The sequence below is a fragment of the Rhizobium sp. rho-13.1 genome, assembly GCF_007000305.1.
In the GTDB taxonomy this organism is placed as follows: Bacteria; Pseudomonadota; Alphaproteobacteria; order Rhizobiales; family Rhizobiaceae; genus Rhizobium; species Rhizobium rhododendri.
Window position 1 is genome coordinate 1 of the sequence record NZ_SCFL01000120.1, and the last position, 243, is coordinate 243.

The 243-nt window shown below is 63.8% G+C and carries 1 protein-coding gene; it reads left to right on the forward strand.

Going from position 1 to position 243, the window contains the following annotated elements:
- Positions 1-243 (forward strand): sugar phosphate nucleotidyltransferase (locus tag EQW76_RS28910; RefSeq protein WP_244615613.1); only part of this gene is annotated, 243 nt, incomplete at both ends.

Sequence of the window (243 nt, forward strand, 5' to 3'; positions counted from 1 at the left end):
ACGAAGCGGCCATCGTCGTCACCAATGAGGAGTTCCGTTTCCTCGTGGCCGAGCAAGCCCGCGAGCTCGGCATCGAACTTGCAGCCGTGCTGCTCGAGCCGGTTGCCCGCAACACGGCCCCCGCCGTCGCAGCCGCAGCCGCTGTGGCGAGCGATCTTTTCGGCAAGGATACCATCATCCAGGTTCTGGCCTCCGACCACGAGATCACGGCAGACGCCACCTATTTCGATTGCATCCGCATCG